General features: G+C 70.7%; 22 protein-coding genes. 11 read left to right on the forward strand and 11 right to left on the reverse strand.

The window, feature by feature from the left end:
- Positions 1 to 21: 21 nt before the first annotated feature.
- From E6J59_15925 to E6J59_15940, 4 genes are all read right to left on the reverse strand, one after another.
- Positions 22 to 276, reverse strand: coding sequence for a hypothetical protein (locus tag E6J59_15925; protein ID TMB17587.1), 255 nt, complete (start codon positions 274 to 276; stop codon positions 22 to 24).
- Positions 254 to 841 (reverse strand): GAF domain-containing protein, encoded by a 588-nt coding sequence (locus E6J59_15930; protein ID TMB17588.1) that lies wholly within the window; start codon positions 839 to 841, stop codon positions 254 to 256. The genes E6J59_15925 and E6J59_15930 overlap by 23 nt, the downstream gene beginning before the upstream one ends.
- A gap of 106 nt (positions 842 to 947) precedes the next feature.
- Entirely contained in the window at positions 948 to 1982 is a 1035-nt protein-coding gene (locus E6J59_15935; GenBank protein TMB17589.1) for a DUF2029 domain-containing protein, read from the reverse strand.
- 214 nt (positions 1983 to 2196) lie between these two features.
- A complete protein-coding gene (locus E6J59_15940; protein ID TMB17590.1) occupies positions 2197 to 3642 on the reverse strand; it encodes an amidase in 1446 nt (481 codons plus the stop codon).
- 199 nt (positions 3643 to 3841) lie between these two features.
- On the opposite strand from E6J59_15940, the gene E6J59_15945 reads away from it, so the two are divergent.
- Both E6J59_15945 and E6J59_15950 read left to right on the forward strand, forming a co-directional pair.
- Positions 3842 to 4117, forward strand: coding sequence for a type II toxin-antitoxin system prevent-host-death family antitoxin (locus tag E6J59_15945; GenBank protein TMB17591.1), 276 nt, complete (start codon positions 3842 to 3844; stop codon positions 4115 to 4117).
- Positions 4118 to 4525, forward strand: coding sequence for a type II toxin-antitoxin system VapC family toxin (locus tag E6J59_15950; GenBank protein ID TMB17592.1), 408 nt, complete (start codon positions 4118 to 4120; stop codon positions 4523 to 4525). It begins immediately after the preceding gene.
- Between the two features lie 28 nt (positions 4526 to 4553).
- On the opposite strand, the gene E6J59_15955 is transcribed toward E6J59_15950, so the two are convergent.
- The 4 genes from E6J59_15955 to E6J59_15970 all read right to left on the reverse strand — a co-directional run bounded on the left by E6J59_15955 (position 4554) and on the right by E6J59_15970 (position 9380).
- Positions 4554 to 5867: a sensor histidine kinase gene (locus E6J59_15955; protein ID TMB17593.1), complete on the reverse strand. Its 1314-nt coding sequence runs from the start codon at positions 5865 to 5867 to the stop codon at positions 4554 to 4556.
- A gap of 179 nt (positions 5868 to 6046) precedes the next feature.
- Complete coding sequence (locus tag E6J59_15960) at positions 6047 to 6796, reverse strand: succinate dehydrogenase/fumarate reductase iron-sulfur subunit (GenBank protein TMB17594.1); 750 nt, start codon at positions 6794 to 6796, stop codon at positions 6047 to 6049.
- Positions 6796 to 8613, reverse strand: coding sequence for a fumarate reductase/succinate dehydrogenase flavoprotein subunit (locus tag E6J59_15965; protein ID TMB17595.1), 1818 nt, complete (start codon positions 8611 to 8613; stop codon positions 6796 to 6798). Before E6J59_15965 ends, E6J59_15960 begins: the two co-directional genes overlap by 1 nt.
- Positions 8613 to 9380, reverse strand: a complete 768-nt coding sequence (locus E6J59_15970) for a succinate dehydrogenase (GenBank protein ID TMB17596.1) — start codon at positions 9378 to 9380, stop codon at positions 8613 to 8615. The genes E6J59_15965 and E6J59_15970 overlap by 1 nt, the downstream gene beginning before the upstream one ends.
- 193 nt (positions 9381 to 9573) lie before the next feature.
- Here E6J59_15970 and E6J59_15975 point away from each other — a divergent pair, with 193 nt between their 5' ends.
- The 3 genes from E6J59_15975 (at position 9574) to E6J59_15985 (ending at position 13297) form a co-directional block, all read left to right on the forward strand.
- Complete coding sequence (locus E6J59_15975; GenBank protein ID TMB17597.1) at positions 9574 to 11184, forward strand: long-chain-fatty-acid--CoA ligase; 1611 nt, start codon at positions 9574 to 9576, stop codon at positions 11182 to 11184.
- Between the two features lie 10 nt (positions 11185 to 11194).
- Positions 11195 to 11914, forward strand: coding sequence for a DUF1499 domain-containing protein (locus E6J59_15980; GenBank protein TMB17598.1), 720 nt, complete (start codon positions 11195 to 11197; stop codon positions 11912 to 11914).
- A 72-nt stretch (positions 11915 to 11986) separates the two neighbouring features.
- Positions 11987 to 13297, forward strand: a complete 1311-nt coding sequence (locus E6J59_15985; GenBank protein ID TMB17599.1) for a DUF1329 domain-containing protein — start codon at positions 11987 to 11989, stop codon at positions 13295 to 13297.
- 21 nt (positions 13298 to 13318) lie between these two features.
- On the opposite strand, the gene E6J59_15990 is transcribed toward E6J59_15985, so the two are convergent.
- Positions 13319 to 13642: a hypothetical protein gene (locus tag E6J59_15990; protein ID TMB17600.1), complete on the reverse strand. Its 324-nt coding sequence runs from the start codon at positions 13640 to 13642 to the stop codon at positions 13319 to 13321.
- A gap of 27 nt (positions 13643 to 13669) precedes the next feature.
- A complete protein-coding gene (locus tag E6J59_15995) occupies positions 13670 to 14107 on the reverse strand; it encodes an MAPEG family protein (protein TMB17601.1) in 438 nt (145 codons plus the stop codon).
- 129 nt (positions 14108 to 14236) lie between these two features.
- Here E6J59_15995 and E6J59_16000 point away from each other — a divergent pair, with 129 nt between their 5' ends.
- From E6J59_16000 to E6J59_16025, 6 genes are all read left to right on the forward strand, one after another.
- The gene (locus E6J59_16000; protein TMB17602.1) at positions 14237 to 15883 is read left to right on the forward strand and encodes an isovaleryl-CoA dehydrogenase; all 1647 of its coding nucleotides are present in this window, start codon (positions 14237 to 14239) and stop codon (positions 15881 to 15883) included.
- Positions 15884 to 15896: 13 nt separating this feature from the next.
- Positions 15897 to 16751, forward strand: coding sequence for an SDR family NAD(P)-dependent oxidoreductase (locus E6J59_16005; protein ID TMB17603.1), 855 nt, complete (start codon positions 15897 to 15899; stop codon positions 16749 to 16751).
- Between the two features lie 74 nt (positions 16752 to 16825).
- Positions 16826 to 18673: a biosynthetic-type acetolactate synthase large subunit gene (gene ilvB, locus E6J59_16010; GenBank protein ID TMB17604.1), complete on the forward strand. Its 1848-nt coding sequence runs from the start codon at positions 16826 to 16828 to the stop codon at positions 18671 to 18673.
- A 25-nt stretch (positions 18674 to 18698) separates the two neighbouring features.
- On the forward strand, positions 18699 to 19451 hold the full coding sequence (locus tag E6J59_16015) for an alpha/beta hydrolase (GenBank protein ID TMB17605.1): 753 nt from the start codon (positions 18699 to 18701) through the stop codon (positions 19449 to 19451).
- On the forward strand, positions 19448 to 20296 hold the full coding sequence (locus E6J59_16020) for an SDR family oxidoreductase (GenBank protein ID TMB17606.1): 849 nt from the start codon (positions 19448 to 19450) through the stop codon (positions 20294 to 20296). Before E6J59_16015 ends, E6J59_16020 begins: the two co-directional genes overlap by 4 nt.
- A gap of 833 nt (positions 20297 to 21129) precedes the next feature.
- The gene (locus E6J59_16025; protein TMB17607.1) at positions 21130 to 22479 is read left to right on the forward strand and encodes a hypothetical protein; all 1350 of its coding nucleotides are present in this window, start codon (positions 21130 to 21132) and stop codon (positions 22477 to 22479) included.
- Here the strand turns inward: E6J59_16025 and E6J59_16030 are convergent.
- The coding region (locus tag E6J59_16030; protein ID TMB17608.1) for an FtsX-like permease family protein at positions 22476 to 24223 on the reverse strand (1748 nt) is incomplete at its 5' end. The two genes, E6J59_16025 and E6J59_16030, sit on opposite strands and share 4 nt — an antisense overlap.

Here is a 24223-nt window from a genome sequence, read left to right on the forward strand (position 1 = left end):
CGGGACGGACTCGTCTCCGGCCTAGTCGAGCAGATGCCTCTCGACCAGGAAGCCGAGCAGACCGTGGAGCGTCGCCTTGCTGAAGCGGACCTTCAACCGCTCGATGTAATGCCGCACCGTGTGGCCGCTCAGCTCGAGGACCGCGGCGACCTCCTTGCAGGTGCGGTCCGCCATCAGGAGCGTCAAGATGCCGCGCTCCCTCGGCGTCAAGCGACGGAAGTCCGCCGCCCTTCGCCTGGCCCCGAGTCCCTTCTCACTGCTGGCGCAGGCAGGCATTCTCGATCGGGGAGGCGACGTTGCGGGCGAACTCCTCCAGGACCGCCTCGTCCCGGCAGCTGAACTCCCAGGGCGCCCTTGCCGCCACGGCGAGCGTCCCGACGACCGCCTCTCGCGTGGCGAGCGGAACGATCAGGACGCCGCGGGTCTTGTTTCGCCGAGCGATCTCACGCACGACGGGGCGTTGCTCACCCCAGAAGTCGGGGCTGCGGAAGCTGCGCTCCGTCGTGGTGACCGTCCCGTTGAGGCTCTGGCCCACGGGCAGCCGCTTCTCGGCGATCAGGCCGCCCGTCCCGAAGACGCTCTTCAGCTCGAGCTCCTCACGGCCCTCGGTCAGCATGGCGACCGACGCGAGTCGGGCGCCGCAGAGACGCGCCGCGCCCTGCACCACGCCGGCGAGGAGCCTGGCGGGCTCTGCGGGCCCGAGCGCGCGCGAGGCCGCGTCGCTCACCAGGGCGAAGTCGGCGCTGGAGAGCAGCGGCATCGTCACGCCGGGCTGGAGTTCAGTATGGTCGCCATCGCACGCGCCGTTGACGCTGGTTGCCTCATCCGCCGGCGAGCCCATACCACAGGCTGCCGGCACAGAGGAAGGCCAACGATCGCGCCACGCCACCGCGCGCGGGGTCGGGCAGCGCGCGCCTCGGGATCGAGCCGCTTGCGGACGTCCGTGTTCACAGCGCCTTGCACATGTCCCCACCCACCGTCAGCCCGTCGTAGTAGCCGCCGATCGTGTATCCGAACGGGCCCACGATCATTTGCAGCAGCGACCAGACATCGAGCAACGGCGCGAGAAGAAAGAGCCAGAAGCGTAGCCTCCGGTCATCGAGGGCCAGGAAGAACGATGTCGCCAGCAGCATGTACCAGGGCTGCGCGTGGTGCGCGAACTTCAGGGCTACGAAGAAGGACACGGCAGGAACGTAGCGCATCAAGTTCTTGTCGTGAATCATCCGGGCGCTCAACGCGATCAACGCACCATAGGTCGCCAGCTGGTCCACGAGCGTCAGCCAGACAGAACTTCCCAAGAACAGGCTGTGCTCGAACGGGTTGAAATAATATGGATTCAGCCGCAGCGGGAGGTTGGAAAGGTTCGTCAGCGCCGAGTACGACATGCACGCGAAGACCGTGGGCAAGGTGCCGACCAGTCCGCCCGCCGCGCATTCGATGAACTTCGTTCGGCCCATCCGAACACGCAAGAACAGCGGCAGAAAGAACACCGCCGTCAACTTGATCTGGACGGCCAAGGCCAGGAGCAGGCCCGCCCAGAAGAGTCGGCGCTCCAGCATCGACACGGCAGCGATGGCCAACACGTTCTGCAGCGGCTCGATCTGCCCTTCATGGGAGCACCACCAGATCGAGATCGGGGACGCCCAGTACATGAAGGCGAGCCACTTCTCGCGTGTGTGTCGGTAGACGAGGAGAGCGCTGAGCCCCTCCAGAAGTGTCAAGACGAGTTTCATGAAGAAGATGCTGCCCCAGGCGCGCGCGATGAGTTGATCGAAGAACAGCAAGCCGATGGGATAGTTGAAAGGCAGGTCGCTCCAGGCCACCCACGCCGCTGCGGGACGGTTGTCCGCTAGCGACCTGTCCGCCGCCGCATAGCCCGATTCGTTGACGACGCAACCCCAGGCGAGATGCCGCAGGACATCCCCCGTGTTTACCGGGAGACAGGCGCAATAGTAGAGCCGGAGGCAGGCGACGGCCGCCACGAGACCCAGGAACACCCGTCTTCCATTGGTCGCCGCCGCCGGTGGAGACGCGGGGGAAGGCTGACCGCTCACCGGAATAGTGCTCGTTCGTGGACGATTCTCGGTGACCGCATCCCCTCAGCGAAAGCGCGGCATCACGGCTTCGGCGAACAAGCCGCATCGCGCGCGATCTTCTCGGCGCACCCCTCCGGATCGTCGAGTGGCTGATCGCTCCTCACGCGTGCACGGGCGGGCGGCGGCCGCTCCACGGCCGCGCGCTCTCGAGCTGGGCCGCGACGCGGATGAGCAGGTCCTCGCGCCCGTAGGCGGCGCCCAGCTGGACCCCGATCGGGAGCCCGTCGGCGCTCCAGTGGAGCGGGAGCGAGACGGCCGGCTGCCCGGTGACGTTGAAGGGCATGGTGAAGACGACGAAGGCGGCGCTGCGCGTGAAGCCGCGCAGGGGGTCATCGGGCGCCGGGTCGAACTCGCCCAGGCGGGGCGGCGGCTCGGCGAGCGTCGGGGTGAGCAGGATGTCGAAGCCCTCGGCCCACCACGCCCCGACGAGCCGCGTGTGCGCATGGAGGTAGTCGATCGCGCGGATGTAGTCGCTGGCTCTCACGCTGCGGCCCATCTCGGCGATCGCCCACGTCATGGGCTCGACGTCACCCGGACCGATCCGCCGCCCCGTGCGCTCGCTCCAGTAGGCGAGGTCGCGTGCGGTGGCGGCGGCGATCACAGTGACGGTGGCGCGCCCGACCTCGGTGTCCCCGAGCGCCGCGGGATACGACTCCTCGACGCGATGCCCGAGCGACTCGAGCAGCCGCGCCGTCTCGCGCGCCGCGGTCGCGCACTCGGGATGGACCGCCGCCTGCCCCGCGGGCGCCTTCACGAGGAGCCCGACGCGGAGGCGGCCCGCGGGCGTGCCGACCTCGTCGCGGAACGGGCGGGCCGGGGGCGGCGCGGTGTACGGGTCGCCGGGCACGTAGCCCGCGACCGCGTCGAGCACGGCGGCCGTGTCGCGTACCGAGCGCGCCACCACGTGCTCGATCGAGAGCCCGCCCCAGCCCTCGCCCGCGTCGGGGCCGAGGGACGTCCGCCCGCGGGACGGCTTCAAGCCCACCAGCCCGCACTCGCTCGACGGGATACGGATCGAGCCGCCGCCGTCGTTGGCGTGTGCGACCGGCACCAACCCGGCGGCGACCGCCGCCGCCGAGCCGCCGCTCGAGCCGCCCGGGGAGCGGCTCGTGTCCCACGGGTTGCGCGTCGGGCCGTAGGCGACGGGCTCGGTCGTGGGCGCAGGACCCAGCTCGGGCACGTTCGTCCGCCCGAGGAAGACGAACCCGGCCGCCCGGAAGCGGGCCGCGAGATGGGTGTCGTAGCGCTCGATCCAGCCGAGCTCGCGCAGCAACCGCATGCCCGCATGGTACGGATCGCCCGCCGAGTGGCAGATTAGGTCCTTCAGCAGGAAGGGCACGCCTCGGAACGGCCCAGCGGGCAGGTCCGGTGCGGCCGCTTCGGCGCGTGCCTTCTCGAAGCGCTGCGTGACGACGGCATTCAGCTTCGGGTTCAGGCGCTCGATGCGCGCGATGGCCACGTCGACCAGCTCGCGCGGGCTCACCTTGCGCTGCCGCACCAGCTCGGCCTGCGCCGTGGCATCGAGGAGGGCCAGGTCGTCGCTCATGCGGCGACGGTATGCCAAGCGACGTGCGGAAGTCTAGGAGTCCGTCCGGGTAATCATGGTGAGCGAGGCGAACGAGCCGGGGAGCGAGAGCGGCAAGCGCAGCGACGAGCGACGAGGCGTGCGTCCGTCATCACGGTCGCACCTTTGCCGATCCTGTGCATTTCGCCTCCGCTCGGGCATTGTGCTACCGTGTAGCACCATGGGGCAGGTCGGTGTCCGAGCGCTCCGGCAGCACGCGAGCGCGGTGCTGCGTCGCGTCGCTGCCGGAGAGCGGGTCGAGGTGACCGACCGGGGACGTCCGGTGGCGCTGATCGTGTCGCTCCGGGGGCACGATCCCCTCCGGCAGCTCGCCGCCGAAGGCCGGCTGGTCCGGGCGCGCGGCGATCTTTTCGCCTTGGGCCAGCCCCTGCGCGTCCGAGCGGGCAAGAGGCCCGCCTCAACGCGCCTCGGGCGAGCCCGGGAGCACGAGCGCTGAATGGCGGCCCGTGCCCGCGGCGTCCTCTACCTCGACTCGTCGGCGCTCGTGAAGACCGTGGTGGCGGCGCCGGAGTCCGCTGCGCTTCGACGGCTGCTGCGGCGCCATCGCCTGCGCGTCTCCTGCGGGCTCGCGCGCACGGAAGTGGTCCGGGCCGTTCGACACCTCGGGCCCAGGGCGACGGCGCGTGCCCGCCAGGTCCTGCAGCGGGTCGATCTCGTGCGGTTCGACGACGCGCTGCTCGACGCCGCCGGGGCGCTCGACCGGAGCGTGCTGCGTTCGCTCGACGCGATCCACCTCGCAGCGGCGCTTACGGTGGCCGCGCAGCTCGAAGCGGTGGTCACGTACGACGCGCGGATGGCGGCCGCCGCGCGGCGGCTCGGTCTCAGAGTGGCCGCGCCCGCGTAGGCGGCGGGGCCCCCCGCCGCCTGCCCCATCACCGGCCGGCCGGCAGCGGCACCCGCACCTCGAGCCGCACGCCCCGCTCGCCGTGGAGCACGAGCTTCCCGCCGAGCGCGCGCACGCGCTCGCGGATGCCGACGAGGCCCGTGCCGCCGGGCGCCTTCGCGCCGTCGCGGGCTACCAGGCCGACGCCGTCGTCCTCGATCTCCAGGCGGACCTCGCCGCCCATCGCCGTGAGGCCGACGCGGACGCGGCCGGCGCGCGCGTGGCGCGCGACGTTGGTGAGCGCCTCCTGCGTGATGCGGTAGAGGGCGGTCTCGATCTCGGCGGGCAGGCGCGCCGGGAGGCCGTCGCCCGCCAGGCTGGTCGCGATCTCGTGGCGCTCGCCGAACGCGCCGAGCAGCGTGTCGAGCGACGGCATGAGGCCGAGGGCGTCCAGCACCGAGGGGCGGAAGAGCTGCGAGAGGGAGCGCATGGCGGCGAGCGTGCGCGCCACGAGCCGCCGGGTCTCGGCGGCGCGGCGCCGGAGCGCCTCCGCGTCCTCGGGCGCCTGCCGCTCGATCAGCCAGAGGTTGGCGTTCACCGCGGTCAGCGACTGCCCGAACTCGTCGTGGAGCTCGCGCGCCAGGCGCTGGCGCTCCTCCTCCTGGACCGACATGAGGCGGGCCGAGAGCTCGCTCAGCTCGCGCTCCCGCTCGGCGAGGCTCGCGCGCAGGAGCGCCAGAAGATGCGTGCTGCCGACGGCGGTCGTGGCGCCCACCAGGAGCACGATCGACGCCACCGCGAAGTCCGGGCGCTGGACGTCGTACGGGGCGATCTTCATCCCGAGGAGGAGGAACGCGAGCGAGAAGGCGACCGCGAGGACGAGCGCTCGCCTCGTGCTCCAGCCGAAGAGGACGCTGTTCCCCATCAGCGAGCAGGCGAGGATGCCGGCCGCGAGCCCGGGATAGCCGGGCCAGACGTAGACGTACACGTGCAGGTTGACGGCATGGCCGACGACCAGCACGAGGGCGAGGCGATCCGCGTTCCGCTCGCCGCGCGCCGTGAAGCTCGCGATGAGGACGAAGCTGGTGAGGATCGCGTGCCAGCCGTAGAGGAGGAGGAGCGCAAAGGAGGCCTCGGCCGCCACGCCGCTGCCCTCGACGGGGAGAAAGACGACGCCGCACGCGAGCGCGAAGAAGGTCGCGACGCGAAGGCGCGACACGAGCGGGAGGCCGGGCTCCCGGGCCTCGTGGGCTCGCGTCCGGTCGATGCCGACCGTGACCGAGCGCGCGAGGCCGGCGACGAGGTCGGCCAGGCTGGGGACGGGTGCCAGCCGTCGCCGGAGCAGCTCCACCAGCGCGGACATGCCCCCACCTGCCGGGGCCATGCCAAGCGCGGCGGCCGCCGAGATGCCACGGCGGGGCGGGGACTCGCGGCCCCTACGTGCGGGTCGCCGTGCCGCCCGCCATGGCGGAGCGGGGGCGCGCCGCTGGGCGCTGGACAGATCCGTTCACCGGCCGTCGGGAGGATGCCGGCGGGCCGCCGTCACGCGGGCGCCCCGCGCCCCGTGATCCAGCGCCAGATGCGCCGGACCGGGTCGTAGAAGTCGTCCACCACGCGCTCCTTCAAGGGGATGATGGCGTTGTCGGTGATGTGGATGGACTCGGGGCAGACCTCGGTGCAGCACTTGGTGATGTTGCAGTAGCCGATCCCGGCCTCGTCCTTGAGGTAGCGGCTGCGCGAGGCGGTGTCGAGCGGGTGCATCTCGAGGCTCGCCAGGCGCACCAGGAAGCGCGGGCCGGCGAAGGCGTCCGTCCGCTCGTGGTCGCGCAGCACGTGGCACACGTCCTGGCAGAGGAAGCACTCGATGCACTTGCGGAACTCCTGCACGCGGTCGATGTCCTGCTGCTGCATGCGCCAGGTGCCGTCCGCCTCCGGCGGCTGCGGCTGAAAGGGCGCGATGCGCTTGTTCACCTCGTAGTTCCAGGAGACGTCGCTGACCAGGTCCTTGATCACCGGGAAGGCCTTCATGGGCGCGATCGTGATCGGCTCGCCCGGGGGGAACTGGTCCATCCGCGTCATGCACATGAGGCGCGGCTTGCCGTTCACCTCGGCGCTGCACGACCCGCACTTCCCCGCCTTGCAGTTCCAGCGGCAGGCGAGGTCGCTCGCCAGGTGGGCCTGCACGTAGTGCACGGCGTCGAGGACGACCATGCCTTCGTCCTGCGGCACCGTGTAGTTCTCGAAGCCGCCCGCCTCGCGGTCGCCCCGGAAGATGCGGAGCACGGCGTCCATCAGACCTCGCCCTCGACCACGTGCCTGAGCTCCTCGGGCAGGGGCGGGATGGGCTCCTGCGCGACCGTCATCCGCTTACCCTGGCGGCGCACGATCACGTTCACCGTGCCGAAGTGCGTGTCCGAGTCGGGGTACTCGACCCGCGTGTGCGCGCCCCGGCTCTCGCGCCGCTCGAGCGCGGCGCGCGTCACCGCCTCGCTGACGGCGAGGAGGTTCCCGAGGTCGATGGCCGTGTTCCAGCCGGGGTTGTACTGGCGGTTGCCGTCCACCACGACCCGGCCGAGGCGAGCGCGCAGCTTCTCGAGCTCGGCGAGCGCGGTGCGGAGATCGTCCTCCTTGCGCGCGATGCCGACGTAGGTGCCCATCATGTCCTGCAGGGCCTCCTGCACGGCGTAGGGGTTCTCGCCGCCGCCCGTGCGCTCGAAGGGGGCGAGCAGCTCGGCCACCGCCCCCTCCACCTGCGCCGTCTCGACACGCGGCTCGCCCGCGAACGCCTTGGCGTACCCGGCCGCCCCGGCGCCCGCGCGCCGGCCGAAGACGAGGAGGTCGGAGAGCGAGTTGCCGCCCAGGCGGTTCGCGCCGTGCAGGCCCCCGCCGACCTCGCCCGCGGCGAAGAGGCCCGGGACGGTGGCCTGCTGCGTCTCCGGGTCGACGAGCACGCCTCCCATCACGTAGTGCGTGGTCGGGTAGACCTCCATCGGCTGGCGGGTGATGTCGACGTCGGCCAGCTCGTGGAACTGCTGCCACATGGAGGGGAGCTTCTTCCGGATCTCCTCGGGCTTCCGCTTCGAGGCGATGTCGAGGAAGGCGCCGCCGTGGGGGCTGCCGCGCCCCTCGCGCACCTCCTGCGTGATGGCGCGCGCCACCACGTCGCGCGTGAGCAGCTCGGGCGGCCGGCGCGCCTCGGCCTTGCGGCCGGCGATCACCTCCGCGACCCAGCGATCGGCCTCCTCCTCGCTGTCGGCGAAGTCCTTCCGGAACATCTCGGGGATGTAGCGGAACATGAAGCGCTCGCCCCTGGCGTTCTTGAGGACGCCGCCCTCGCCGCGCACGCCCTCGGTGATCAGGATGCCGCGCACGCTGAGCGGCCAGACCATGCCGGTCGGATGGAACTGGACGAACTCCATGCCCACCAGATCTGCGCCCGCCGCGTAGGCGAGGGCGTGGCCGTCGCCGGTGTACTCCCAGGAGTTGCTGTTGACCCGGTAGGCGCGGCCGATGCCGCCGGTGGCGAGCACGACGGCCTTCGAGCGGAAGACGATGAAGCGCCCCGTGTCGCGCCGGTAGGCGAGCGCGCCGGCGATGTGGTCTCCGTCCTTCAGCAGCTTGGCGACCGTGGTCTCCATGTAGACGTCCACGCCGGGCGAGCGGACGGTCTTGTCCTGGAGGGTGCGGATCATCTCGAGGCCGGTGCGGTCGCCGACGTGGGCGAGGCGCGGGTACTGGTGGCCGCCGAAGTTCCGTTGCAGGATGCGGCCGTCGGGCGTGCGGTCGAAGAGGGCGCCCCAGGCCTCGAGCTCGTTGACGCGCGCGGGCGCCTCCTGGGCGTGGAGCTTCGCCATGCGCCAGTCGTTGAGCAGCTTCCCGCCGCGCATGGTGTCGCGGAAGTGGACCTTCCAGCTGTCGCGCGGGTCGGTGGTGGCGAGCGCGGCGGCCACCCCGCCCTCGGCCATCACGGTGTGCGCCTTCCCGAGGAGCGACTTGCAGACGAGGCCGACCGAGCAGCCTGCGGCGGCCGCCTCGATCGCGGCGCGGAGCCCCGCGCCCCCCGCGCCCACCACCACCACGTCGTAGCTGTGGCTCTCGTAGCGCTCCATCAGAGAAGCCGCAGGTCGGTGATGACGCCCGCGGCGAGCAGGCGCACGTAGAGGTCGGCCGCGCAGACGGCGACGAAGCTCACCCAGGCGAACGCCATGTGGTGCTCGTTGAGCGCGCTCGCCCCCCGCCACACCGAGTGACGGGCACGCGCCGCGGCGCTGCACGAGAAGCAGTCGAGCTTCCCGCCCACCAGGTGGCGCGCCGAGTGGCACGAGAAGCTGTAGAGCGTGAGCGCGGAGGTGTTGACGAGGAGCACGAGCGTGCCGACCCCGATGCCGAAGCCGCTCCCGAACCGCGCCGCCTCGAACACGTCCCGCCAGAGGAAGAAGAGGTAGACGAACGTGATGTAGAAGGCGTAGCGGTGGAGGTTCTGGAGGACGAGGGGGAAGGCGGTCTCACCCCGGTAGCCGTGGCCGCGCAGGTCACCCACCGCGCACGCCGGGGGATCCAGGAAGTACGAGCGGTAGTAGGCCTTGCGGTAGTAGTAGCAGGTGGCGCGGAAGAGGATGGGCGGGAGGAGGATCAGGAGCGCCGGCGAGTACGGGAACCACGAGGGCGTGATGAGCGGCGAGTAGAAGGGCGAGAGGTACCTGCCGCCGCCCGCATGGGGGACGTCGTAGTTGTCGCCCTGGATGGCGGCCCAGTTGGCGTAACAGATGAGGGCGGCGAGGAGCAGGCCCTGCACGAGCGGCGCCACCCACCACGCATCGGGCCGCTCCGTGGCGGCGAAGCCCGTCGGTCGGGCCGACTCCATCGCGACAGCCATCGCGTTCGTCTCTCCGAAGCGGCGCGGAGCATAGGCGAGGGGCGCCGGCGACGCAAATTCACGCCGCTAATTCCGAGGTGTGTGCCCGGGTAATGCTGGCGCTCGCCGCAGCCGCAAACGCCCCTTTGCAACCATCCGCCGCGGACACGCCCGCTTGCCGCACGCCGCCCCTCTGGCCTAGAGGGTACGCGCCATGGACGTGAACCGGACCGAGTTGAGCCCGCTCCTCTTCCTCGAGCGGGCGGCGCGCGTCTACGCCGCCCGCACCGCCGCCGTCTACGGCCGGCGGCGCTTCACCTACGCGGAGCTCGGCGTCCGCGTGCGGCGGCTCGCCACCGCGCTCCGTCGCGCGGGGCTCCGCGACGGCGACCGGGTCGCCTTCCTCGCCCCCAACGTGCCGGCTCTCCTCGAGGCGCACTTCGGCGTCGCGCTCGCGGGCGGCGTGCTGGTCGCGATCAACACCCGCCTCAACGCCGACGAGATCGGCTACATCCTCGACCACTCGGGCGCCCGGCTCCTGTTCGCCGACGCCGAGCTGGCGCCGCCGCTGGTATCCACGCGCGGCGCGCGCCCCGCCCTCGAGCGCATCGTCACCATCGCCGACCCGGAGTTCGCGCCGGGTCCCGGGCGCGCCCTCGACGGCCCCGAGTACGAGGCCTTCGTCGACGTCGAGCCCGACCCCTCGCTCGCCTTCCGGGTGGCCGACGAGGACCGCGCCTACTCCATCAACTACACCTCGGGCACCACCGGCCGGCCGAAGGGTGTCATTTACACGCACCGCGGCGCCTACCTGAACGCGCTCGCCGAGATCATCGGGCAGCGCCTCGACGCCGCGACGATCTTCCTGTGGACGCTGCCCCTCTTCCACTGCAACGGCTGGTGCTTCCCGTGGGGCGTGACCGGCGCTGGCGGCCGGCACCTCCTCCTGCGCAAGGTCGATCCGCCGCTGGTGTGGCGCCTGGTGCGCGAGGAGGGCGTCACGCACTTCAACGGCGCGCCGACCGTGCTCATCATGCTCGTCAACGATCCCTCGGCGCCCGCGGGCCGCCTGCCGCACCCGCTCCGCATCGCCACCGGCGGCGCGCCGCCGTCGCCCACGCTCCTCGCGCAGTGGGAGCGGATCGGGGCCGAGATCAGCCACATCTACGGCCTCACCGAAACCTACGGACCGCACACCGTGTGCGACTGGCACCCGGAGTGGAGCGCGCACGACCCCGAGATGCGCGCGCGCCTGCGGGCCCGGCAGGGGGTGGCCAACCTGATCGCCGGCGAGCTCCGCGTCGTCGACCCCGAGATGCGCGACGTGCCCGCCGACGGCGAGACCCTGGGCGAGGTGGTCATGCGCGGCAACAACGTCATGGCCGGCTACTTCGACGATCCGGCCGCCACCACCGAAGCCCTTCGCGGCGGCTGGTTCCACTCCGGCGACGTGGCGGTCATGCACCCCGACGGCTACATCGAGCTGCGCGACCGCAAGAAGGACATCATCATCTCGGGCGGCGAAAACATCTCGACCATCGAGGTCGAGCAGGCGATCGCGCGCCACCCCGACGTGCTCGAGGTGGCGGTGATCGCCGTGCCGGACGAGCGCTGGGGCGAGGTCCCGAAGGCGTTCGTGGTGCCCAAGGAGGGGCGGACGCCGACCGAGGCCGACATCATGGCGCACTGCCGGGCGGCGCTGGCGCACTTCAAATGCCCGAAGGCGGTGGCCTTCGGCCCGCTCCCGAAGACCTCGACCGGGAAGGTCCAGAAGTACGTCCTGCGCGAGCAGGAGTGGGCCGGACACGAGAAGCGCATCCACTGAGGAGGACGCGATGGACGACGCGAGGCCGCGCGGGGGCTTGCGCAACGTCTTCGGCGTGATCGCCGGGGCGCTCTTCGTGGTCGGCCCGGCGCTCGCCGGGCTCCGGCTCGTCCCCGGGATCGTCGGCTTCGGGCTCTTCGCGCTGGGCGGGATCGGGGGGCTCGTCGTGGGCGCGGTGAGCGTCGTCCAGGCCGCGCGCGCCCGGGGCCTCGGCCGCGGCGGCGCCGTCGCGGTGGGGGTGGGGGTGGTGTTCCTCGCCCTCGCGCTCCGCAGCGCGGGCGCGCCGAGGATCAACGACTTCACCACCGACCCGGCCAACCCGCCGGCGTTCACCCACGCCGCCACCCTGCCGCGCAACGCCGGGCGGGACATGAGCTATCCGAAGGCGTTCGCGGCGATCCAGCACGACTGCTGCGCCGACCTGCGCCCGGCCCGCGTCCGGACGGGCGCGCCCGAGGCCCTCGCGCGCGCCGAGGCCGTGGTGCGACAGATGGGCCTGACGGTGACCTGGCGCGACCCGTCCGCGGGACTCCTGGAGGCGATGGCGACCTCCCGCCTCTTCGGCTTCCACGACGACGTCGCCATCCGCGTCCGCCCGGAGGCCGACGGCACGAGCCGGGTCGACGTGCGCTCCAAGTCGCGTGACGGGCAGGGCGATCTCGGGGTGAACGCCGCCCGTATCAGGACCTTCGTCGGCGCCATCGAGGCCGCTGCGGCCACCCCTCCTTGACAGCCGAGAGGGTCCGAGGATAGCGAGGCGAACGATCGTTCGTCACCGCGCAGCCGCGCGGGGGAGAGGCCCATGACGCAGACGCGACTCGTGGGGGCGCTGCTCGCGGTCGGGCTCCTGGCCGGGGCGCCAGTCGCCGCGGAGCCGAAGGTCGGCAGCAGGCTCGATCAGAGCACCTGGGAGGAGGCCAAAGACCTCCTCGCGCCCGAGATCCTCGCCCACTACAAGGACGGTGTGTTCGCGGCGCCGATCGGCGAGATCAAGCCCGGCGACTACGCGCTCGACGACCGCTTCCACCAGGCCACCAAGGCGAACGCGGGCAAGTTCAAGCTCGACGAGCACGGCTCGCTGGTCGAGGTCGCCACCGGCAAGCCCCCCGAGTACAGCTTCGGCGGGCCCTTCCCGGACCTCGACCCCAAGGATCCGCAGGTCGCCACCAAGATCATCTGGAACTACGAGTACGCCTACTGGTCGAACGGCGACAACCGCTTGCAGGCGTACCTCATGTGGCTCGACGAGAAGTCCAAGTCCCCCGAGCGCTCCATCGCGGTCGACACGCGTGCCAAGGTGTTCGAGGGCAACCCGAACCGCGAGCCGAACCCGCAGCAGTTCAGCCGCCTCGACAAGAACTTCCTGGTCGAGCCCGCCGACCTGCACGGCAGCGCGACCCTCGGCTGGCGCTACAAGGACCCGACCACGCGCGATAAGCTGTGGGCCTACGTACCGGCGCTGCGCCGGGTGCGCGCCGTTTCGCCCGCCAACCGCTCCGACGGCATCTTCGGCTCCGAGATGACGCAGGACGACGGGTTCAACGGCTTCGACGCCAAGCCCGAGGAGTTCACCTACAAGCTCGTCGCGGTGAAGGACGAGTACCATTCGTTCTCGCCCGACGCGCTCGAGGGGCACATCAAGCTCATGCCGCACCCGAGCGGACGCGGGTGGGTCTTCGAGACGCCGATCGCGCGCTACGGCTTCCGCGAGCCGGGGTGGAAGGGGCTGCCCTGGATGCCGCTCGACAACACGCTCGTGAAGCGGCCGATCTGGCTCATCGAGGCGGTGCCGAACGACCGCTACTACCTCTACGGGAAGCTCGTGTTCGGCATCGACCGCGAGACCTACAAGGTCTGCAACGTCGTCAAGTACGACTGGAGGGGCCAGGCGATGGGGGTCTTCAACCGCGGCATCGCCTTCGGGCGCGCGCCCGACGGCTACCGCTACGTGAACATCACCGGCGGCGGGCGCGGGGGCGCGTACGCGGAGAACATGAAGATGCGCCGCGCCACGGCGGCGGACCCGTCCGTCCCGGGCACGCGCGGCGAGCTCGACATGCACCTCCCCGCCGACGGCTTCCAGCTCGAGAACCTGGCGCGCGAGGGGAAGTGAGCGCCCGCGCCGTGCGCGGGATCAGTGGAGGACGTCCGTCGTGTCGAAGAAAACCTCTTCGATGCGCTCACATTCCTGGCAGCGGAGGCGGGCGACCCGGTAGCGACGGCCGTCGCCGCTCCGCGAGCCTTCGCCCATGCGCTCGAGGTAGCCTCCGCACCAGCCGCACCAGCGGCGCGCCAGGTGGTCGTCCATCTCCGCGTAGGAGCCGATGGGGATGGCGCGGTCGAGGGAGGCGCCGGGGCGCGCGGCAGCGGCGAGGCGGAGGCGCGTGCGGCGGCGTCGCCGGAGCGCCATGGCGACGATCGCGGCCACGAGCACCGGCACGAAGAGCAGGGTCAGCACGCCCTGCCGCCCCGCTCCGGCTCGATCTCACACCACCGCGACGAGCGTGCTGAGCAGCATCACGAACATCAGCACGGCGCCCACGGCGAACGCGATCGTGCGGTGCGGCTGCGCGCTCCGGATGTAGAAGATGCTGTGCAGGACACGCGCGGCGAGGAAGCCCCAGAGGTAGGTCGCGGCGGCGGCGTAGGAGGGCCTGGTCAGCACGTAGAGGAAGCTCACCACGAAGAAGGGGAGGATGTTCTCGAGGTCGTTGCGGTGCGCGCGCCGCACGCGCTCGATGTCCGCGTCGGGCCTGCCGGGCGGTGTCGCGGCCCGCAGCGCATAGTCCTCGGGTGTCGCGTACACCTGGCGACGGAGCCGCAGGAAGCTCGTGTAGTTCCCGAGCGCGACCATCTTGAGGACGAGCAGCAGGTCGACGAGCGCGAGCAGGCGGACGTTCGGGTCGGCGAGCAGCTCGGGCATCGGCGGGTCCCTCCTCGTGGGCGCTGCGTGACTACCACGCTTCGCCGCCCGCGCGTCAAGGCGGGCCGGGCCGCGCCGTAGACAGGGTTGCCGAGTGGCCTCGCGCTCGCGTATTCCCCTGGGGCGACGATGCCCACGCACGAGGTCCTGAACCAGCCGCCGCCGCTCCAGGGCTACGACCTCTTCGCCGCGGATCGCGTCCTGGCGGAGGGCCTCGGGCGCGAGGGGGCGGGGTGGGCCGAAGAGCGGGTGCGGACGCTCGGCCGGCTGGCGGGGGGGGAGGCGCTCCGCTGGGGGTTCGAGGCGAACACGCACCCGCCCGTGCTCCGCACCCACGACCGCTACGGCCACCGTATCGACGAGGTCGAGTTCCACCCCGCCTGGCACGAGCTCCTGCGCCTCGCCGTCGGCCACGAGCTGCACGCGCTCCCGTGGCGTGACCCGCGCCCCGGCGCGCACGTGGCGCGCGCCGCGCTCTTCTTCGTCCTGGCGCAGGTGGAGGCGGGGCACGGCTGCCCCATCTCGATGACGTACTCGGCGATCCCCGCGCTCCGCGCGGAGCCCGAGCTCGCCGCCGAGTGGCAGCCGCGCTTCACCTCGACCGCCTACGACCCGCGCTTCATCCCGGCCGCCGAGAAGACGGGCGCCCTCTGCGGCATGGCGATGACCGAGAAACAGGGCGGCTCCGACGTGCGCGCCAACACGACGCGCGCCGTCGCCCTCCGCGGCCGCGGCCCCGGGGCCGAGTACGAGCTGACGGGCCACAAGTGGTTCTGCTCGGCGCCGATGTGCGACGCCTTCCTCGTCCTCGCGCAGGCGGAGAAGGGGCTCTCGTGCTTCCTCCTGCCGCGCTTCCTCCCCGACGGGACGCGGAATCGCTTCCACCTCCAGCGGCTCAAGGACAAGCTCGGCAACCGCTCCAACGCCTCGAGCGAGGTCGAGTTCGACCGGGCCTGGGCGCGGATGGTGGGCGAGGAGGGCCGCGGCGTGCCCACCATCATCGAGATGGTGAACCACACCCGCCTCGACTGCGTGATCGGCTCCGCGGCCGCGATGCGCCAGGCGGTGGCGCAGGCCACGCATCACTGCGCGTACCGCGCCGCCTTCGGGAAGCTGCTCGCCGACCAGCCGCTCATGCGGAACGTGCTCGCGGATCTCGCGCTCGAGTCCGAGGCGGCGACCACCGCGATGCTCCGCCTGGCGCGCGCCTACGATCAGGGCCCCGCAGATGAGACCCAGCGGCTCTTCGCGCGCCTCGCCACCGCGGTCGTCAAGTACTGGGTCTGCAAGCGCGGGCCGATGCTGGTCGCCGAGGCGCTCGAGTGCCTGGGCGGCAACGGCTACGTCGAGGAGTCGATGATGCCGCGCCTCTACCGCGAGGCGCCGCTGCTCTCAATCTGGGAGGGCTCCGGGAACGTCATGTGTCTGGACGTCCTGCGCGCGATGGCGCGCGGGCCGGAGGTGGGGGAGGCCTTCTTCGCCGAGGTGGACCTCGCCCGCGGCGCGGATCGCCGGCTCGACGCCTTCGTCGGCCGCGTGCGCGCGGAGCTCGGCGACTTCGGAGCGGTCGAGATGCGGGCCAGGCGCGTCGTCGAGCACATGGCGCTCGCGCTCCAGGGGTCGCTCCTCGTGAGGCACGGCGACCCGGCGGTGGCCGAGGCGTTCCTGGCCTCGCGTCTCACGGACGACCACGGGCTCGCCTTCGGGACGCTGCCCGCGAGCGTCGACTTCGGGCGCATCATCGAGCGGGCGCAGCCGCGGCTCGCGGCCGCGTGAAGGGAGCCGGGCGATGGCGGACAGGATCTCCAGGGCGGTGCTGATCACGGGCTGCTCGACCGGGATCGGGCGGGCCACGGCCGAGCATCTCGCGGCACGCGGCTGGACCGTCTACGCGACCGCGCGGCGGCCGGAGTCGATCCGCGACCTGTCCACCAGGGGCTGCAAGACGATCGCCCTCGACGTGTGCGACGAGGTCTCGATGCGCGCCGCGGTCGAGACGGTCGAGCGCGCCGAGGGTGCGGTCGGCGTGCTGGTCAACAATGCCGGGTACGGCCAGGAGGGCGCCTTCGAGGAGGTCCCGATGGCCGAGGTGCGCCGCCAGTTCGAGACCAACGTCTTCGGCCTGATCCGTCTCACCCAGCTCGTCCTCCCGGGCATGCGCCGCCAGGGCTGGGGCCGGGTCGTGAACCTCTCCTCGATGGGCGGGCGGCTCACGCTCCCGGGCGGCGCCTTCTACCACGCCACCAAGTACGCCGTGGAGGCGCTCAGCGACGCGCTCCGCTTCGAGGCGAGGCCCTTCGGCATCGACGTCGTCGTGATCGAGCCCGGCCCGATCAAGACCCGCTTCGGCGACACGGCGATCGAGAGCGTTCGGAGCCTGGGCGCGAGCGGATCGCCGTACGCGGCCTTCAACGCCGTGCTCGCGCAGAAGATCAAGGAGGCCTACGAGGGGCCGATGGGCCGCTTCGCCGCCGGCCCGGAAGCGGTCGCGCGCGTGATCGAGAAGGCGATCGCGGCCGAGCGGCCGCGCACGCGCTACCCGGTCACGTTCGCGGCCCGGCTCCTGATGGGCGTCCGGCGCTGGCTCCCGGACCGCGCCTTCGACGGCTTCCTGCGCACGCAGTTCCCGGTGTCGGTGCGATAGGTGGGAGAGCCGGCGGCCCGGGCCGCGCGGTGAGTTTCGCAACCGGGCGGGATCCGGGGTATACGGGGGGAGCCATGTCATCGTCGAAGCCTTCGAAGCTCAGCCTCGCCGATTCCGCCGCGACGACGCACCCCCTGGCGGGGGCCACCATGAACGGGGCGGACATGATCGTGCAGGTGCTCGCCGACGAGGGCGTGGACACCGTCTTCGGCTACAGCGGGGGCGCCATCCTGCCCACCTATGACGCCGTCTTCCGCTACAACGAGAGCCACCCCGAGAAGAACATCCGCCTGATCGTCCCCGCCACCGAGCAGGGCGCCGGCTTCATGGCCTCCGGCTACGCGCGGTCGAGCGGGCGCGTCGGGGTTTCGCTCGTCACCTCCGGCCCCGGCGCCACCAACTCGGTGACGCCGGTGCGCGACTGCCAGGCCGACAGCGTGCCGGTGGTGTTCATCACCGGCCAGGTGCCACGCGCGGCGATGGGGACGGACGCCTTCCAGGAGGCGCCGGTCTTCAACATCATGGCGGCGTGCGCGAAGAACGTCTTCCTGGTGACCGACGAGGCCAAGGTCGAGATCACGATGCGGACGGCGTTCGACATCGCGCGCAGCGGCCGGCCCGGGCCGGTGGTCGTGGACATCCCCAGAGACGTCCAGCTCGCGAAGAGCGTCTTCCAGGGCGCCGGCCTCCTCCCGCTCCACGGCTACCGCCAGCGGCTCGAGGGGCTGCGGCAGGCGACCATCTCCCCGCACGATGCGGAGGCCTTCTTCAAGCTGCTCGTCGCCTCCGAGCGGCCGCTCATGTACGTCGGCGGCGGGGTCAACAACGGCAACGCCGCCGCCGAGCTGCGCGCCTTCGCCGAGCGCTTCGGCATCCCGGTGGTGACCACGCTCATGGGCATCGGCGCCATGGACACGACCGGCGAGCTCGCGCTCCACATGCTCGGGATGCACGGCACCGCGTACGCCAACTACGCGGTCGAGGACTGCGACTTCCTCTTCGCCGTGGGCTCGCGCTTCGACGACCGCGTCGCCGGCAAGGTGAAGGAGTTCGCGCCGGGTGCGAAGATCGCGCACCTCGACGTCGACGCCTCCGAGATCGGGAAGGTCAAGAACGTCGACTGGGCGCACGTCTCGGACGCGAAGGTGGGGCTCCAGCAGCTCTTGAAGGCCGGCGGCGGCTTCAAGAAGAGCTTCGCGCGCTGGCGCGCGCACGTCCAGGAGCTCCGGCGCCGCCACCCGCTCAACTACAACCGCGAGGCGAAGGCGATCCAGGCCGAGTACGTGCTCGAGCAGCTGAACCGGATCACGCGCGGCCACGCCATCGTCACCACCGGTGTCGGCCAGCACCAGATGTGGGCCGCGCAGTACCTGGACTTCGTGAACCCGCGTACCTTCCTCACGTCCGGCAGCATGGGCACCATGGGCTTCGGGCTCCCCGCCGCCATCGGCGCGCAGCTCGCCAAACCGGGCAAGCTCGTCATCGACGTCGACGGCGACGGCTCGATCCGCATGAACCTGGGCGAGCTCGAGACGCTCACCACCTACGACATCCCGGTGAAGGTGCTGCTCCTGAACAACCTGGGCGACGGCATGGTCCGTCAGTGGCAGTCCCTCTTCTACTCGAACCGCTACTCGGGTTCCGACAAGACGCTCCACAAGAAGGACTTCGTGAAGGCCGTCGAGGCCGACGGCTTCCAGTTTGCCAAGCGCGTGACCGAGATCGCCGACGTGCCGGCGCGGCTCGAGGAGTTCGTCCGCTCCCCCGGCCCCGCCTTCCTCGAGGTGATGATCGATCAGACGGCGCACGTCTACCCGATGGTCGCGCCCGGCATGGGCTACAAGGACATGATCACCGGGAAGTGGATCAAGAGCCGCGAGCAGAAGCCGCCGAGCGGCGAGGAGCCGAGCGGGTATTTCTAGGCCGCGGGCGGCTCTCCTCGCCGCCGTGGCCATGCTGGCGGCCGGGTGCTCCTGGGTGCCGCTCGATCGCCTGATCTTCTTTCCCGATCCCTTCGTCCCGGACCCGCCGCCCGGGGTCGAGGAGCGGACCATCACGACCGCCGACGGCCTCCGGCTGCACGCCTGGTGGGCCGCCGCGTCGGGCGCCGCGGCGACGCTCGTCTGGTCGCACGGCAACGGCGGCAACGTCGCCTCCCGTGCCGACGTGGTGCTCGCGCTCGCGGCGCGCGGCGTCGCCGTGCTCGCCTACGACTACCGCGGCTACGGGCGGAGCGAGGGGCGGCCGAGCGAGCCGGGCGTCTACCTCGATGCCGAGGCGGCCTACGACAGCCTCCGCACCCGCGGCGTCCCGGCGGGGCGCATCGTCGCCTTCGGCGAGTCGCTCGGCGGTGCGGTGGCGATCCGGCTCGCCACCGTGCGCCCGTGCGCCGGTGTGGCCGTGGTCTCGACCTTCACCACGCTGCGCGACGCGGGCCGAGCCCACTACGGCCCGCTCGCCGTCCTCGCCGGCAGCCGCTTCGACTCGCTGGCGCGCGTGCGCGCGCTCTCGCTGCCCATCCTCGTCGCGCACGGGGACCGCGACGAGGTCGTGCCGTTCGGGCTGGGCGAGCGGCTCTTCGCCGCCGCGAGGGAGCCGAAGCGCTTCGTGCGCGCGGCCGGCGCGCACCACAACGACGTCTTCGAGGCGCCGGGCCTGCTCGAGGCCATCGTCGCCTTCGCGCGCGAGGTGACGGCGTGACGGGGCGGGTGTGCGTGGTGACCGGGGCCAGCTCGGGGATCGGCCGGGCGACGGCGCGGGCACTCGCCTGCCTGGGCGCGACGCTGGCGCTCGTCTGCCGCAACCGCGGGCGCGGCGAGGAGACGGTTGCCGCCCTGCGGACGGAGTCCGGCAACGCCGCCGTCGCGCTCTTCCTGGCCGACCTCTCCTCGCAGGCGGAGATCCGACGCCTCGCGGCGGAGCTCAGCGAGTGCTACCCGGCCGTCCACGTGCTCGTGAACAACGCCGGCGTCGTCAACCTCCGCCGCTCGACCACCGTGGACGGCATCGAGACCGTCTTCGCGGTGAATCACCTGGCGTACTTCCTCCTGACCCACCTGCTGCTCGAGCGCCTCCGCGGCTCCGCGCCCGCCCGCATCGTGAACGTCGCCTCCGACGCGCACCGCTTCGGCACGATCGACCTGGACGACCTCGGCCACGCGCGCCGCTACCGGGCGATGCGGGTCTACGGATCGTCGAAGCTCGCCAACATCCTCTTCACCTACGAGTTGGCCCGGCGCCTCGAGGGCACGCGCGTCACCGCCAACTGCCTCCACCCCGGCGCCGTCGCGACGCGCCTCGGCCAGAACAACGGCCGCCTCGCCACGGCGCTCACGAAGCTGCTGCGCCCCTTCTTCCGCACCCCCGAGCAGGGCGCGGCTACTGCCATCTACCTGGCCTCGTCACCCGCGGTGGAGGGCGTGAGCGGCAGGTACTTCGTCGACTGCAAAGAGGCGCGCTCGTCGCGCGCGTCGTACGACACCGACCTCGCACTCCGCCTCTGGCACGCCAGCGCCCGGCTGACGGGGATCGAACAGGGAGCGTAGCGGCCCCGGCTCGCGCGGCGGGAACGCAAGGTCGCCGCGACGGGCCTCACCGCGGCGCCGCGGCGGGTGGCTGAGGACCTAGACGCGCTCTTCGGAGCCATCCGTGCCCGGCTCGCGGAACTCGGGCCGCAAGTGCATCGGCGTGAATCGTTCATCGCACACTTGCGCTCGCTCGCCCGATGGGAAGCGGATGCAGACGACCGGGTCCGGGGCGAGTATCCTTTCCAGAACGTCTTCATGTCGCCTTCGCGGTCTGTTATCCTGAGTGCGGCGCGAGGGAGTTCGTCGTCGACGGGAGCACACAGGAGTGCCAGACCTGCGGTGGTCAGATGACCCGGCCGTCTAACTTGCGGCGGCGGCCCGCGCCCGCTTGAAACTGATCGCAGGCGTGCATCCCGACTCCAGCCCCGCCCGGAGCGGGGACACCCGAATGCTTCACCCCCTGACTGGTCCGGTCACCGGTTGAACCGCGGGGCCGCTTCCTGCTTCACCTCCCGCCATTAACTCGCTCGGCTCACGACAAAATGACTGCGCGACTCATCGGAATATTTCCGAATCCTACCAAGAGAGGCGGATTGCCCGGAGAGCGATCGCTCAGGAACGATGCAATCAGCTTACCATCAGGTTGTGTCGCCACCCAGGCGAGCCGAAGGAGCGGTATCGTGCGGCCAGCCCTCTTCTAGGTTGTGACGTTCTCCGCCGGCCCCCGTCGGCGCTCGCTGCCGGAAAGCCTCCGTAGCCCGGGGCGGTGGAGAGGGCGAACGTCGGATGAGAGGTCTTCCGTCAACTTCGGCCCTTTGTAGGACTATGCCCTTGAGCAAAAGGAGGATGCGATGTCGTGCGTAGGCCTGATTGGAGCAAGGACGCTTCGTTTCATCGCGTCGGCGCTGGCCGGCGTCGTGCTCGTATTGTCCGGCGCCTCGGCGGCTGACGCTGCGTCGAGTTTCAAGCAGAACCCGATCGTCTTCGTGCACGGAATCGAAGGCTCGGGCGCTCAGTTCGAGTCGCAGAAGATGCGCTTCATGAGCAACGGGTATCCGGAGCGCTGGATCGACGAGGTCGACTACAACTCCACGCGGGCGGTCGCGGACAAAAGCGAAGTCGATCAGCAGATCGACGATGCGATCGCCGCGCTAGAGCAGCGGACAGGCAAGTCCCAGGTGGATGTGGTCGCGCACTCGCTCGGCACCTCGGTGATGTATGACTACCTCACGAATGGGAATATGGCCTCCCAGCGGAGGGCGAACGTCGCCCACTACATCAACGTTGACGGCCAAAATCAGAATCCTGGTGTGCCGACGCTAGCGGTATGGGCTGGCAGGGGCACGCCGGGCCGGAACATGGACGGTGCGGAGAACGTCACAATCCCGGACCAGACCCACGTCCAGACCTGCACCTCGGCCGAGTCATTCGTCCAGTACTACGCGTTCCTGACCGGCCACCGGCCGAAAAGCGACATCGTGCCGCAGAGCGGCTCGATAAAGATCGCGGGGAAGGCCCTCAACTTCCCGGAGAACAGCGGGCTGTCGGGCGGAACTGTTCAGATCTGGCAGGTAAACGACAGCGGGCAGCGGACGAGCGCCGCACCGGTCGCGTCACTCCCGATCACCGACGGCTCGACCGGCGGAGGCGCGTGGGGACCGGTTTCGGTCAACCCGGGCCAGCGCTACGAGTTCGCGCTCGTGCAAACGGGCCTTCCGACGCTCCACATCTACTACGAGCCGTTCGTGAGAAGCGACTACACCCTCCGCCTGCTCGCGTCGGCCGCGATCGAGGAGTACGTAGGAAATCGCCCGGGCAGCGTGTCGGCGGTCACGATCAGGTACAAGGAGCTGTGGGGCGATCAGGGCTCAGAAAACGACCAACTGCTGATCAACGGCCTCAACGTCTGCACGGAAGTCCTCTGTCCGATCAGCAAGCAGGTCAACGCATTCTTCGCCTTCGACAGAAACGACGACAAACAGACCGACCTGAGCGAACCGGATCCGGTTCTAAGCCGGCTGCCGTTCATCCAGGGCGCGGATGTCTACGTCGCCGCCAGCTCGCCACCCAACGAAACGGTCTCCTTCCAGCTGATCTCACGGGGCGGCGGACCGGTTCGGACGCTGAACGTTCCCAACTGGGATTCGTCGACCGACGGGATCACCATTCAGTGGAATGACTTCGACAAGCTGACCTTCTAATCGCAGCGAAGCCCGTCAGCGGGAGGGAGCTGCATCGCGCTCCGCGCGGGCGGGATGGCCGCAATAGCGCACACGAGAATCCCGAGGATCACCGTGCCGAGGATCGTCCGCAACGGGAGGGACACGCCGACGGGCCAACCGAGCACGGCCTCCATGGTCGATCCCCCCCAAAGCGTCGCGAGTGCGAGTCCGACCGCCACGGCGAAGGCAACCCCGAGAATGCCCATGATGGCTGACTGCAAGGACAGTAGCGCTCCGATCCGGTATCGCGGAGCGCCAATCGCCCGCATGGTGCTGAGCTCCCGAGCACGGTCAATGACACTTGCGACGAGCGCATCGGCGACCCCGAGGAGCACGACCAACAATGTCACGGCTTGCAGGATCGTCGTAAACGCGAAGCCTTGGCGCACTTCGGCCGCGAACGTCTCGATGAGCTGTCGCGGGGAGAGGATCTGGAGGCGATACCGCCGGCCGATTCCGCGCGAAATGGCTGCCCGTACGGTGCCCTCGTCCGTTCCCGGGGCGAGCAATACATGTGCCCGTGTGATCAGGGAGTCATGCCAGAATCGGCGAAAGAGGTCTCTCGTCATGATGATATCGCCGGTGGGGGATATCAACGACACCACCGTGAGACCCGCCAGCACGGCCGAGAAGGGCCCGGACGGCGTCTCGAGGGCGATCGTATCCCCCACCTTCAGGCCGTGGGACCTGGCGAACCCCGGACTCGCCAGGATGGCATCGCCCCGGGCGACGCGTTCCAGAGCATCTGCAACGTGGTCACCGTTGAAGACCCAGTCCCCCAGGCGCGGATCGCGGAAATGCGGGGCATCGAACGCGCAAATGCCCATGACGTTCCCTCCTGAAGTCCATGACGCCAAGCGTTCTGAACTGACCCGTTCCACGCCCGGGATGCGAGCGATCTCGCCGGCGACGTCCTCGCCGACGGCAGCCACAGTGCCATGGGCAAAGGGTGAGGCGACGATGAGATCGGCTCGTCTCACTTGTCCGAGCGCTCGGGTCGTCAGGGATTCGAAGCTCCCTTCCATGGCGCCAAACCAGACGACTGCACCGAGGCCGGTCGTCATGATGCTCACTGTCATGACGGTGCGCGACGGAACCCGCAGCATATCCACCACCGCTAGGCGGCCGATCATGCCGAAGCAACGCGCTACGGTCCCCTCCAGGCAGCCACCGACGTAGAAAAGAACGGGTCGGATCAAGAAGCAGGCTGCTATGAGGATCATGGCGGTGGCGAGGAGCCCCAGGGCGGCGCTCTCGGTCGCGACCTCGAGGACGGCGAAGGCCGCCGTCAGGGTCACCAGAACGACATGGACGGCATTGGCGGGCGGGGCGGGGGCAGCAGGCAGCTGAAGCAACCCCTTGGCCCGGAGCACTTCCACTGCGGGCACCTTCGCCGCTCGCATTGCCGGCACGATCGCTGCGAGGACGCTTGCGAGGAGGCCCATCACGCCCGCGGCTACCAAGGGGCCTATGCGGATGGGCACGGGAGTCGCCCGAGTCGTCAGGTTGAAGTTCAGCTCCGCCGTACGCGCGACGGCGGGCATCAACCGCTGCGCCAGCAGCACCCCGAGGAACAGTCCCAGCGCGACGCCGCCGAGGCCCAGCAAGAGGCTCTCCTTGAGGAGCTCCCGGACGACGATGCCCCGCCGGGCACCGAGGGCACGCGTGACACCGATTGCCCACAGCCGCTTTCGAAAGACCATCGAGAGCCGGTTGAAGGCGA

Source organism: Deltaproteobacteria bacterium, assembly GCA_005879795.1.
Taxonomy (GTDB): Bacteria; Desulfobacterota; Binatia; order DP-6; family DP-6; genus DP-6.

What these genes read in the sequence shown, in the direction of transcription:
- E6J59_15960 (TMB17594.1), bottom strand. Translation starts at nt 6,796, where the DNA reads ATGGACGCCGTGCTCCGCATCTTCCGGGGCGACCGCGAGGCGGGCGGC.
- E6J59_15975 (TMB17597.1), top strand. Translation starts at nt 9,574, where the DNA reads ATGGACGTGAACCGGACCGAGTTGAGCCCGCTCCTCTTCCTCGAGCGG.
- E6J59_15970 (TMB17596.1), bottom strand. Translation starts at nt 9,380, where the DNA reads ATGGCTGTCGCGATGGAGTCGGCCCGACCGACGGGCTTCGCCGCCACG.
- E6J59_15985 (TMB17599.1), top strand. Translation starts at nt 11,987, where the DNA reads ATGACGCAGACGCGACTCGTGGGGGCGCTGCTCGCGGTCGGGCTCCTG.
- E6J59_15940 (TMB17590.1), bottom strand. Translation starts at nt 3,642, where the DNA reads ATGAGCGACGACCTGGCCCTCCTCGATGCCACGGCGCAGGCCGAGCTG.
- E6J59_16000 (TMB17602.1), top strand. Translation starts at nt 14,237, where the DNA reads ATGCCCACGCACGAGGTCCTGAACCAGCCGCCGCCGCTCCAGGGCTAC.
- E6J59_15945 (TMB17591.1), top strand. Translation starts at nt 3,842, where the DNA reads ATGGGGCAGGTCGGTGTCCGAGCGCTCCGGCAGCACGCGAGCGCGGTG.
- E6J59_15930 (TMB17588.1), bottom strand. Translation starts at nt 841, where the DNA reads ATGGGCTCGCCGGCGGATGAGGCAACCAGCGTCAACGGCGCGTGCGAT.
- E6J59_15925 (TMB17587.1), bottom strand. Translation starts at nt 276, where the DNA reads ATGCCTGCCTGCGCCAGCAGTGAGAAGGGACTCGGGGCCAGGCGAAGG.
- E6J59_16005 (TMB17603.1), top strand. Translation starts at nt 15,897, where the DNA reads ATGGCGGACAGGATCTCCAGGGCGGTGCTGATCACGGGCTGCTCGACC.
- E6J59_16025 (TMB17607.1), top strand. Translation starts at nt 21,130, where the DNA reads ATGTCGTGCGTAGGCCTGATTGGAGCAAGGACGCTTCGTTTCATCGCG.
- E6J59_15950 (TMB17592.1), top strand. Translation starts at nt 4,118, where the DNA reads ATGGCGGCCCGTGCCCGCGGCGTCCTCTACCTCGACTCGTCGGCGCTC.
- E6J59_15995 (TMB17601.1), bottom strand. Translation starts at nt 14,107, where the DNA reads ATGCCCGAGCTGCTCGCCGACCCGAACGTCCGCCTGCTCGCGCTCGTC.
- ilvB (TMB17604.1), top strand. Translation starts at nt 16,826, where the DNA reads ATGTCATCGTCGAAGCCTTCGAAGCTCAGCCTCGCCGATTCCGCCGCG.
- E6J59_15955 (TMB17593.1), bottom strand. Translation starts at nt 5,867, where the DNA reads ATGTCCGCGCTGGTGGAGCTGCTCCGGCGACGGCTGGCACCCGTCCCC.
- E6J59_15980 (TMB17598.1), top strand. Translation starts at nt 11,195, where the DNA reads ATGGACGACGCGAGGCCGCGCGGGGGCTTGCGCAACGTCTTCGGCGTG.
- E6J59_15965 (TMB17595.1), bottom strand. Translation starts at nt 8,613, where the DNA reads ATGGAGCGCTACGAGAGCCACAGCTACGACGTGGTGGTGGTGGGCGCG.